Source organism: Collinsella aerofaciens (assembly GCF_027679495.1).
GTDB lineage: Bacteria > Actinomycetota > Coriobacteriia > Coriobacteriales > Coriobacteriaceae > Collinsella > Collinsella aerofaciens_AK.
On the sequence record NZ_JAQEKC010000011.1, the window covers coordinates 58,207 to 69,274 of the forward strand.

Genomic DNA, 11,068 nt, shown 5'->3' on the forward strand with positions numbered 1-11,068 from the left:
TGTAAAGCGAACAGACTGTGGTTTTGGGATGTTGGGGCACGCACACGTGTCCTCATGGTGTGTTAGCAAAAAGAACACCCGCGGTCAACAGGGCTAATATTCAATATTAGTGCCAAAAAATTCACTTCTCCCATCAGAACTCGGTAAAGAAACCCGCAGGAGGTGATACGATTTATCATGTTTTTGTAACGTGCCTGCAAACTTCGAGAAAGCCCATATATGGACGTAACGTTCTCAACCTTCCTCGGCCAAATTGTGTCGAACCCAGTCCTTGCCGTCACCGTGATCCTCGCGCTCGGCGCCATCTTCGTCAATGGATGGACCGACGCGCCCAACGCCATCGCGACCTGCGTCACTACGCGTTGCATGCCCGCCCGCGCCGCCATTCTCATGAGCGCCGCATTCAACTTCCTCGGTGTGCTCATCATGACGCACTTTAATGCGAGCGTCGCCAATACCATCTCGCATATCGTCGACTTTGGCGGAAACAGCACCATGGCGCTCGCCTGCCTGTGCGCGGCCCTGTTCTCCATCGTCGTCTACGGCGCCACAGCGTCGCGTTTTGGCATCCCCACCTCGCAAAGCCACAGCCTTATCGCCGGCCTGACCGGTGCCGCTATCGCCCTCGGCGGCGCGAGCAGCGTCAACGTCCACGAGTGGATGAAGGTCATCTACGGCCTGGCGCTCTCCATCGGCCTGGGCTTTGTCATGGGCTGGGTCCTGTGCAAACTCGTCTCGATTCTTTTCGCCGCCGCCAACAGGCGACGTGCCAATGTCTTCTTTAAATACGCTCAGATCGCGAGCGCTGCGGCCATGAGCTTTATGCACGGCGCGCAGGATGGACAGAAGTTCATCGGCGTGCTCTTTTTAGGCGTGGCCTTCGCAAACGGCCAGACCAGCGTCGGCGATGCCGGCATCCCCATCTGGATTATGCTGCTGTGCTCGGCCACTATGGGTATCGGTACCAGCGTGGGCGGTGAGCGCATCATCAAGTCCGTCGGCCAGAGCATGGTTAAGCTCGAGAAGTATCAGGGCTTCTCCGCCGACCTCGCGGGCGCCGCGAACCTGCTGCTTGCCACCCTTACCGGCATCCCCGTGTCCTCCACACACATCAAGACCTGCGCCATCATGGGCGTCGGTGCCGTCAAGCGCCTCTCGGCCATCAACTTCGGAGTCGTCAAGGACATGATGTTCACCTGGTTCTTCACCTTCCCCGCCTGCGGACTCATCAGCTTTGTCATGGCCAAGCTGTTCATGATGTTCCTCTAATCAAACCGAACGTCCATCCGGACCGCAACACTTCGCCCACCCGTCTTCGCCTCGAAAGGACCCACCCATGGCAAAGAAACCCGATTCGTTCTACTTTGACAACTACGTCGCTTGCGCCGACCTCGCCGTCCAGGCCGCAGAGCTGCTCACCAAGATTTTTGAGAACTTCGATCCCGCGCAGATTCACGACATGCTCAATAAGATGCATGCGATTGAGCATGCGGCAGACAAGAAGCACCACGAGCTCGAAGACGCCCTGCTCACCGCCTTTATCACCCCGCTCGAGCGCGAGGATCTGGATCTGATGAGCTGCGCGCTCGACACCGTGCTCGACCGTATTGAGGGCGTCGTGCAGCGCGTCTACTTCACCAACATTCAGAGCATCCATCCCGACGCCATCGTCATCGCCCACAAGGTGACTGACGCCTGCCGCGCCATGAAAGACCTGATGGTCGAGCTTCCCAACTACCGCAAGTCCAAAACGCTGCGCGAGCTGGTCATCCAGATCAACACCATCGAGTCCGAGGCCGACGAGCTCTACATCAACGCCATGCGCAACCTGCACGTTAACGGCAAGGATCCGCTCGAGGTCATCGCTTGGCGTGACGTCTACGCCTTCCTGGAGTACTGCGCCGACTGCTGCGAGAATGTGGCCGATGTTGTGGATTCGATTGTCATGAAGAACAGTTAATTGGGGGTACGTGTCCCGGCGGTCGCGGGCCCGGCCACTAATAACCTTTTTCACTCCGGCTGCAAGCAGAGTCGTTCAAAAGGTTATTAGTGGCCGGGCCCGCTCCCTTACGTACCACCATTGGGAACTTTGGCTGATAGTTATAGCGCAATGGGGGTTTGGCTGAAGGGACCTTTGGTATCCGTTCGGACACTTTGGCCCTCGATGAGCGTTTGGCTGATTGCTGCTTTGGGTACTGTTTGGGTTACTTTGGGTTTGTTTGATTTTTAATTGTTGGAGGGCTTGTATGTCTTATTTGGATCTGGCTCGGGGTCGGTATTCTTGTCGTGAATTTCAGGATCGTTCTGTTGAGCAAGCTGTTGTGGATGCCATTGTTGAGGCTGGGCGTATTGCTCCTTCTGCTTGTAATAACCATCCAACCCGTGTGATGGTGTTGGATACGCCTGAGCTTCTGGAGAAGGCTGCTGCTTGTCAGCCTCGGTTTGCTCGTGATGGGTCTATCTTTGGCGCTCCGCTTATCTTCCTTATTTGCAGCGTTACCGATGATGCCTGGGTGCGCCCGTATGATCAGATGAACTCGAGTGCCATCGATACTTCGATCGTCTGCGATCAGATGATGATGGAGGCCACCGAGCAGGGCCTGGGAACGTGCTGGGTATGCCATTTTAAGCCTGGGGTGGCACAGGAGCAGTTCAATCTGCCCAAGGGCGTCTATCCCTATCACATGCTCGTCTGTGGATATCCTGCCGACCACATCGCCGATCCCGAGCATCGCGAGGCCCGTACCATTCCCCTCTCCGACTTCCTCCTCAAGTAGATTTTGGGACATGCCCTAAAACCTATCCTTGACCGCTCACCGGTTCGCCGAGTTCTGCGCCACCATGTGCAGGGCTCGGTTTTTTATGTTGCGCGCCCCGGTACAGTCATAAAAAAGGACCCGCAAGCTGCGGGTCCTTTCTAGGCACTAAATTGTAGGCCGAATGTTAGTCCAGGTCGTCGGCAGCGAAGTTGTCGATCGGGGCGAAGGGATCGGCCACGGGGACAACCGGGTCAGCGACGGGCAGCGGCTCGGCGGGAACAGTCACCGCAGGAGAAGCGGCAGAACCGACCGGCGTGGAGGCCATGAGGTCGGCCGGGAAGGAGTTCTGGGCATCGTCCATGAAGTGCTGGATGAGCTTGAGATACTCGGCCTTGAACTCCTCACGAGAAGCCTTGAGACGATCGATCTCCTCGAGCTCAGCCTGCTTTTCGGTCAGAGCCTGGCGGATAACCTCGCGGGCCTTGGCGTCAGCCTCGTTGCGAATACGCTCAGCGTTCTCATTGGCATCGTTGACGATGGTCTCAGCGGTCTGCTGGGCAGCGATCAGGGCAGCGGAAATCTGGCGCTCCTGAGCGGAGAAGTCAGGGGCGGGAGCAGCCACGGGGGCGGCAGGAACGGCCTGGGCGGGGGCATCCTGAGCCTGGGCAAGCTGAGCCTGCGCATCGGCAAGCTGCTGCTCGGTAGCAGTCAGACGACCCTTAAGGTCGACGATCTTAGCGAGCATAGCGTCAACCTCAGAGGACAGCGTCTCCAAGAAGACGTCGACCTCAGCAGGATCGTAGCCACGCTTGGCCTCAGAGAAAGTCTGAGCCTGGATGTCTGCAGGGGTAATAGCCATAACAAGTCTCCTTTTTCATCGCCTCGGCGCTACACGCCCGACGTAAGTTACTAAGACAGTTCTACACGAGTATACCTATAAGAAGCTGCAGAACCAGCCTCTGCACCAACTGCAACGCAATAATCGCAACGACCGGCGAAAAATCGATACCGCCCATCGGCGGGATGAAACGACGGAACAGGTTGAGCCACGGACCGCACACGCTATCAAGCACCGCGGCAATATCCTGAAGCAAACCACCCTGCTTCATGGGAATCCACGTCATAAAGCAGTAGACGACAATGAGCGTGGAATAGAAGTTGAACAGCGTATTGACCAGCTGGACGATAGTGTAGATGTTGATGGGAATCTCCTCGTCTTGTCTTTACTTAAGGTAGCCGTCGGCACGAAGCTTCTTGAGATCGGAATCTTTGACCTCGCAACCGGCGGGCAGCACCATGAACACGCGGTCGCCCACCTCCTTGACCGTGGCACCCAGACCGCAGGCAAAGCCGTAAGAGAAGTCCAAGACGCGCTTGGCAACTTCGGTGCGTACGCCCACAAAAATCAGTGCGACAGGCTGCTTGGTGCGAACGCGGCGCACCACGGTCTCCACGTCGTCATAGCTCTCGGGGCGCAGGACATAGGCCGGCAGCTGCGGTGTGGCGTTGATGATATTGCTCGCATAGGCCGAGGCATCGCTCGGTGCAGGCGCAGGCGCAGCGGCGGCACGGGCGCGGGTGTTCTCGGCGTAGCTCGACGGCGTGTCATAGGCACCAGGACGATAACCGCTCGCAACACTGTCCTGCGAGCGCGAAGGCGGGTTATACGTCGTGGCATGGCGGGAGTCATCGCCGACCAGCTGCCCGGAGCGTGTATACACGGCAACCGACTCAGCTTCACCACGGCGCGTCTGACCAAGCAGGCCGTTGCTCGGCTCGTCTTGGGTGTAGAAGCCCTCGCCCGAAGCACCGCTGTAGCCGTTGCCCTGATAGCCATCGTCATAGCCATCATCGTAGCCGTAGTCGTCGTCCTGGCCATAACCCTGGTCGTAACCCTGCTGGCCGCCCAGGTGCATCTTATTTTTAATCTCGTCAAGGAAGCCCATGGTTGTGTCCTCTCGCGGTTTAGTGCAGGCGCCCCGATAATCAGTGCGCACTTCAGAGCCTTATTTTACTGCAAACTCCGGGCTAAATACTACCCTGCCCAGGCGAACGAGCGTAGAGCCCTCCTCAAGGGCAGGCTCAAAGTCCTCGCTCATGCCGCAGGAAAGCTCAGGCAGGTTCAAATCGGGATGCGCCGCCTCCAGCTCATCCCTCAGCTCACGAAGCCCCGCAAAGGTGCGGCGTGCCACATCCTTATTCCCCCGGGGCGCCATAGTCATAAGCCCCTGTACGCAAATTCCCTCAAGTTCCGCAAGCTCACCCGCGGCGGCGCGAATCTCATCGGGCGAAAAGCCTCCCTTCGACTCCTCACCACTCACATTGACCTCAATGAGCACACGCTGGGGGCCGGCGAGTTCGCCTGCCTCAATCTTGCGGGCAGCACGGCTCGAGATCGCCTGCGCCAGATGCAGCGAACCCACCGAGTGAATCAGCTCGGCTGAGCCCAGCACCGCATTGATCTTATTGGTCTGCAGGTTGCCGATCATATCGAAGCGCACCTCGGGCAGCTCCGGATGCTCCGCCAAACCTGTGAGCTTGCGAACCAGCTCCTGCGGGCGATTCTCGGCAAAATGGCGATACCCCGCCTGGATGGCGGCAACGGTCTCATCGACACCAACGGTCTTGGACACGGCAATGAGGCGCGCGGCGTCGTGGGGACGGCCCGCGCGATCGAGCGCCGCATAAAAACGTTCCAGAATCTGCTCGCGGCGAGCGCGCATCAAGTCCAAATAGTTATCCATTGCCAATCGCCTCCGCTGACAGCCAAACAAGTAGTCCCATGCTAACGCAAGAGCGCGGCCCCGCATGTGCAAGGCCGCGCTCACTTAGGTATTTACAATCTTTCGACGAACGGGGTTACTTACTCCTCGTCGTCCTCGCCATCGTCCTCATCCTCAAGATGATCGAGCAGGTAGCGAAGACCCTCGCTGACCTCGTTAACGGGCACCTTGGCAACGTAGCGTGCATCGACGGCGGGCCTCATGATAACACCCTCGCCCGAAGGCACGCGCATGCTCTCGAGCTCATCCTCATCAGTGCAGGCGATATCACTGGCAGTCATACGCTGTCCGGTCAACAGGAAGGTCAGACGGCAGGCGGCATCGATGGAAATCGAGGCGATGCGATCGAGATAGCGCGATACCATGATGGCGCGGCGCAGGTCGTCATAGTTGCTGTCGTCGTCCATAAAATCGCCCGTGTCCATGCGGTTAAAGGTGCGGAAGAACTTCTCGTAGGCGGCGTGCACTGGCTCGTCCTCGACGGCCAAGTTGCAGATGATGGACATGTCGTTGGTGACGAGCGCAGAAAGCGAAGAGCCCAGCACCTGGTAGACGGCCTCAGCCTCGGCCTCGACCGTGCCGACAAGCTCCTTGGGCAGCGAGATGTCGGCCTTGATCATATGACGCGTGGCGCGGCAAATCTGGCGAACCTTATCGGTCATGCGCTGCAGGTTAAAGTCGACGTAGATGATCGTCTGCAGCAAGCGGAAGTCGGAGGCGACCGGTGACTGCGTGGCAATCAGGTTGTAGCAGACGGCCTCCAGGTTGGCGCAGCGTGCGTCAATCGAAAGCGTACGCTTCTTGGTCTTGGTGGCGAGCTTGCGGTCGTCGGTCACATAGGCCTTCACGGCGTCGTGAAGGGCAAGATCGACGGCCTCGTAGATACTCAGCATCTCGTGACGGGCCTCGATGAGCTGACGGGAAAACAGTTTGCGCATGGTTCACTCCAATCAGTTGGGTGCGGTCATGCCGCCCGCACAGTGAATACGCACCGGACCAGGTCCGATCGGCTTGGGACTAGTCGCACCGATCAGCCAAAGCGGCCGGTGATATAGTCTTCCGTCCGCGAGTCCACCGGACTGGTGAAGATCGCGTCGGTTTGACCATACTCGATGAGCGTGGCGGGCTCGCCGGCAACTTCCTGCAAGAAGAATGCGGTGTAGTCGCTAATACGAGCTGCCTGCTGCATTGAATGCGTGACGATGATGATCGTCATCTCGGGCGCCAGCTCGGCCATCAGATCCTCGACCTTAGAGACGGACGTGGGGTCGATGGCGGAGCAGGGCTCGTCCATCAGGAGGACATCGGGTTGCACCGCGAGCACGCGCGCGATGCACAGACGCTGCTGCTGACCGCCCGAGAGCGCCAAACCATCCTTGTTGAGCTGATTGGATACCTCTTTCCAGAGGTTGGCGCGCTTGAGCGATTCTTCCACGATATCATCGATGTCGCTTTTGCTAGTCACGCCCTGCAGACGAGGGCCAAAGGCGACATTCTCGTAGATGGATTTGGGAAACGGGTTGGGCTGCTGAAAGATCATGCCCACGCGACGACGGAGGTCGACCGGGTCGACACCCTCGGCATAGATATCGTTGCCGTCGAGCGTCATGGTGCCCTCGACGCGCGTACCCTCGATCAGGTCATTCATGCGGTTGATGCAGCGCAAAAACGTCGACTTTCCGCAACCCGAAGGGCCAATGAAGGAGGTGATGGCGTTTTTGGCGATGTTGAGGTCGAGCCCCGTCAGCGCATGAAAGTCACCGTACCAAAAGTTGAAATCCTTGGCCGTAATGGCCGCTTGCTCCAGCGTGGGAGCGGACTGATAAACGGACATGGGACTCCTTAACTAGCGACGCTTACGCGACAGGAAGCGCGCAAACAGGTTGAAGGCCAGAATGATCACCATCAGCAAGAGCGCGGTGCCGTAGGCTGCGTTCATGTTGATGCCGTCGTTGGCAAGCAGGTACAGATGGACCGTCATGGGGCGGCCGGAATCGAGCGGCGAGATAGGTAGATTGATGGCCTGGCCCATGGTGTAGAGCACCACCGCGGTCTCGCCGATGGCACGGCCGATGGCAAGGACGATGCCCGTGGCAATACGGCCAAAGGCAGAAGGAAGCACGATCTTGGAGACAACCTGCCACTTGGTGGCGCCCAGGCCGTACGCGCCCCAACGGATATAGCGCGGAACGGCGCGAATGGCCTCTTCGGTGGTGCGCATGACGATGGGGAGCATCAAGAGCGCGAGTGCCAGAGCGGCAGAGACCATCGAAAGGCCCAGGCCCATAGCCTCGACAAACAAGGCGTAGCCAAACAGGCCCATAACGATGGAGGGCACCGAGGCCAAAGCGTCAGCAGCGTAGCGAATGAGCTCGACGACCTTGCCCTGCTTGGCGTACTCGGCCAGATAGACGGCTGCCAGCACAGCGATCGGCGTGCAGATAAGCATGGCGAGCGCCGTCACGTAGACGGTCGAGACGATCGTGGGCCAAATTCCGCCCTCGGCGTTGACGCCCTGGGGCCAACCGAAGATAAAGTCGAGCGAGATGTGTGGCAGGCCGTTGATGACCACGTAGGCGATGATAGCGACCAGCACCAGCGTGGTGATGTAGGTAGCGGCACGAAACACGCCAAGCATGATCTTGTTGGACAGGTCCTTGTTGATGCGGCCCTTCTTGCCGTGGGAAAGGGCACGCTTGATGCGCTCGCGCGACGAGGTCGTATCGACCGTCGTGTCAACGGAATCGGACATAGCCTACCCCCTCTTCTTCTTGGAAATCAGACGGACGATGCCCACCAGCGTGGCGGAGATGATAAACAGGACCACACCCATGCCGAACAGCGCCGAGCGGTGCAGACCCGAGGAATAGCTCATGTCGAGCGCAATCTGGCTCGTGAGCGTCGAGATGGGGCTCGCAATGCTGTCGGGAATAACCGGGGCGTTACCTACGACCATGAGCACGGCCATGGTCTCGCCGATGGCACGGCCCATACCCAGCACGATGGCATCAACGATACCCAGCTTCGCGGCAGGTAGCACGACCTTATAGATGGTCTGCCACTTGGTGGCGCCCATGGCATACGATGCCTCGCGAATGCCCATGGGAATGGAATTGAGAGCATCGATGGTGAGCGTGGTGATGGTAGGGACGATCATGATGGCGAGCACAAACCACGCCGTCAGCGCACCAAAACCAAGGCCGCCGGTCAGTTGTGCGATAAACGGGCGGATGATGATCATGCCAAAGAAGCCGTAGATGATGGAGGGTATGCCCGCCAGCAGGTCAACGGCGGGGCTGATGAGCTTGCGCACGCGCTTGCTGGCAATCTCGACCAGGTAAACGGCCGTACCCACGCCCAGCGGCACGCCCATGGCGAGCGCACCGACGGTCACCAGACCCGAGCCGGCAAGCAGCGACAAGATGCCGTAGTGGCCCTCGGAAGGCGCCCACGTAAAGCTAAAGAAGTCCGCCAGACCGATGTCAGTAAAGACGGGCAGCGCCGAGTACGTGGTAAAGACAAAAATCAGGATGACGGTAACGACCGCCAAGAACGCGCAGGCAAAGAAAATCCACTGCAGCGCCTTCTCCTTGATATAGGTACTGCGCGATACGAGCGCCAGCTCGCGCTTCTTGGGCGTCTGAACATTCTGCTCAGTCTGGGAGTTTTCCTGTGCTTCCATGCTACTCACTCCCCTTCTCGTCGTTGGTGACGGGAATAAAGCCCGCCTCGCGAATCTGCTTGTCCATCTTTTCGGACGTCACATAGTCGATGTAATCCTGCGCCTGCTGCGAAGGCGCACCCTTCACAAAGAAGTAAAGGTCGCGCGAGATGGGATAGCCGCCACTCGCGACCGTCTTCTCGAACGCCTCAACATGATTGACCGAGACGGCCTTGACCGAGGTATTGGCGTTGAGGCTATCGACGAAGCCCAGTGAAATGTAGCCGATGGCCCCACGCGAACGAGATACCACGTCGCGCACCTGGCCCGTACCCGAAAGAACAGCCGAGCGGCGATCGAACGGCGTGTCATCCATCACGATGGTACGGAAGGCCTCGCGCGTACCGGACGCCTCGTCTCGGTTGATGACCTGAATCCTCAGGTCCTCGCCACCGACCTCTTTCCAATTGGTAATCTTGCCGGCGTAGATATCGCGGAGCTGCTCGGTCGAGAGGTTATCGACGGGGTTGTCGTCGTTCACGATGACCGCAATACCGTCGTGGGCAATGACGATGGGAGTCAGGCCCAGATCCTGTTCGTCGGCATTGAGCCCACGGGAGGAGCTGGCGATATCGGCCGTGCCGGCGCTGACGGCCTCGATCCCAGCGGAAGAACCCAAACCGGAAACGAGCACGTCGATGCCGGTCTCCTCCTTAAAGCCCTCGGCCGCAATCTCGGCGATAGGAAGGCAGGTCGTGGAGCCGGCCACGGTAATGGAAGAGGTAGAAGATCCCGAAGAACAGGCGCACAGCGTAAGCGTAAGCACAGCGGCGCTCAGGACCGATACGATCTTTCTCATAGCATCACGCCGATCGCAGCATGGCGCCCACAGGTGCCGTCCTCGTTACGGTAGGAATAAAAGCGGTCGTTCTGACGCACGGTCGAAAGCTGGGTATCCACGATATTATCCGCGTCGACACCGACATCTACCAGCGCCTCGCGAATGGCAGCGGAAAGATCGAGCATGCGAGAGGTATTCGCATCGATGCAAGAGAACTCGGCGGCAAAGCGATCCATGAGTTCCTGGGATACCTCATATTCGTCACCCGAGATATGGGGGCCGATATAGGCGGAAACGTCGCTCGCATCGCAACCGGCAGCATCGCAAAGCGCCTGGCACGCCTTGGCGGAAATACGTGCAATCGTGCCCTTCCAACCGGAGTGCACCACGGCAAATCCGCCGGGGGCCACCAGCACCACGGGAACGCAGTCGGCAAAGCAGAGCAGCACGGGCACGTTATGCGCCGTGCAGACGATGGCATCACAGCCCTCGGCAATCTGCTCGCGAACGTCCTCAAGGTCATCGGCGCCGTTCGAGGTCACCGCAACGATATGATCACCATGGACCTGATTGGGAACGAGCAGGTTGTGCTCGCACTCGGCGGCACCCATAGCCTCGAGCGCACGACGACGATTTTCTTGAACAGCAAAGGGGTCATCGCCAACATGCGAGCCCAAGTTGAGTGAGGAGTACGCATCTTCGGAAACACCACCGGCACGCTCGGTGAAGGCAAAGCGAACATCGGATGTCGCGCCCTCCACCAACGTAACTCCATCATGGTCGACACGCGAAACTTTGTCCGCACGTGCTGCCATACTAAAGCCTCCTAATAACACAAGTACCGCGGCATCGCCGCTACAGCCCGCGTTTATACGGCTGTCATACTTCTCTAAAAGGATACCTGCTGCGCTGGAGGCAATCGTAAAGGGAACGTAAAGAGATTGGAGGTTCTAGTTTACAAAGTCGAAATCAGAACCACCCTTAAAAAGGGTGGTTTGCTCTTAGGGTATAACCCACGGGCCCC

Annotated in this window: 13 protein-coding genes; 3 read left to right on the forward strand and 10 right to left on the reverse strand. The window is 58.6% G+C overall.

The annotated features are described in order from the left end of the window. Positions 1–219: 219 nt before the first annotated feature. From PGW49_RS05820 to PGW49_RS05830, 3 genes are all read left to right on the forward strand, one after another. Positions 220–1,269, forward strand: a complete 1,050-nt coding sequence (locus PGW49_RS05820; RefSeq protein WP_117655139.1) for an inorganic phosphate transporter — start codon at positions 220–222, stop codon at positions 1,267–1,269. Between the two features lie 67 nt (positions 1,270–1,336). Beyond that, on the forward strand, positions 1,337–1,960 hold the full coding sequence (locus PGW49_RS05825) for a DUF47 domain-containing protein (protein ID WP_138112201.1): 624 nt from the start codon (positions 1,337–1,339) through the stop codon (positions 1,958–1,960). A gap of 286 nt (positions 1,961–2,246) precedes the next feature. Further along, on the forward strand, positions 2,247–2,777 hold the full coding sequence (locus PGW49_RS05830) for a nitroreductase family protein (protein ID WP_138112199.1): 531 nt from the start codon (positions 2,247–2,249) through the stop codon (positions 2,775–2,777). A 166-nt stretch (positions 2,778–2,943) separates the two neighbouring features. On the opposite strand, the gene PGW49_RS05835 is transcribed toward PGW49_RS05830, so the two are convergent. The 10 genes from PGW49_RS05835 to PGW49_RS05880 form a co-directional block, all read right to left on the reverse strand. Then, positions 2,944–3,618 (reverse strand): DivIVA domain-containing protein, encoded by a 675-nt coding sequence (locus PGW49_RS05835; RefSeq protein ID WP_022094499.1) that lies wholly within the window; start codon positions 3,616–3,618, stop codon positions 2,944–2,946. A 61-nt stretch (positions 3,619–3,679) separates the two neighbouring features. Then, complete coding sequence (locus tag PGW49_RS05840; RefSeq protein WP_040358293.1) at positions 3,680–3,967, reverse strand: YggT family protein; 288 nt, start codon at positions 3,965–3,967, stop codon at positions 3,680–3,682. A 15-nt stretch (positions 3,968–3,982) separates the two neighbouring features. Beyond that, entirely contained in the window at positions 3,983–4,705 is a 723-nt protein-coding gene (locus PGW49_RS05845; protein WP_022094497.1) for a cell division protein SepF, read from the reverse strand. A gap of 60 nt (positions 4,706–4,765) precedes the next feature. Next, on the reverse strand, positions 4,766–5,503 hold the full coding sequence (locus PGW49_RS05850; protein ID WP_138112193.1) for a YggS family pyridoxal phosphate-dependent enzyme: 738 nt from the start codon (positions 5,501–5,503) through the stop codon (positions 4,766–4,768). Between the two features lie 119 nt (positions 5,504–5,622). Further along, complete coding sequence (locus PGW49_RS05855; protein WP_138112191.1) at positions 5,623–6,480, reverse strand: phosphate signaling complex PhoU family protein; 858 nt, start codon at positions 6,478–6,480, stop codon at positions 5,623–5,625. 92 nt (positions 6,481–6,572) lie between these two features. Next, positions 6,573–7,376 carry a phosphate ABC transporter ATP-binding protein PstB gene (gene pstB / locus PGW49_RS05860; RefSeq protein WP_270225898.1) on the reverse strand — a complete coding sequence of 268 codons (804 nt, stop codon included), beginning with the start codon at positions 7,374–7,376 and terminating at the stop codon, positions 6,573–6,575. A 12-nt stretch (positions 7,377–7,388) separates the two neighbouring features. Further along, on the reverse strand, positions 7,389–8,294 hold the full coding sequence (gene pstA / locus PGW49_RS05865; RefSeq protein WP_270225899.1) for a phosphate ABC transporter permease PstA: 906 nt from the start codon (positions 8,292–8,294) through the stop codon (positions 7,389–7,391). 3 nt (positions 8,295–8,297) lie between these two features. Further along, positions 8,298–9,224: a phosphate ABC transporter permease subunit PstC gene (gene pstC / locus PGW49_RS05870; protein ID WP_006234251.1), complete on the reverse strand. Its 927-nt coding sequence runs from the start codon at positions 9,222–9,224 to the stop codon at positions 8,298–8,300. A 1-nt stretch (position 9,225) separates the two neighbouring features. Then, complete coding sequence (locus PGW49_RS05875) at positions 9,226–10,062, reverse strand: phosphate ABC transporter substrate-binding protein (protein WP_270225900.1); 837 nt, start codon at positions 10,060–10,062, stop codon at positions 9,226–9,228. After that, positions 10,059–10,859, reverse strand: a complete 801-nt coding sequence (locus tag PGW49_RS05880; RefSeq protein ID WP_270225901.1) for a purine nucleoside phosphorylase YfiH/LACC1 family protein — start codon at positions 10,857–10,859, stop codon at positions 10,059–10,061. The genes PGW49_RS05875 and PGW49_RS05880 overlap by 4 nt, the downstream gene beginning before the upstream one ends. Positions 10,860–11,068 lie beyond the last annotated feature (209 nt).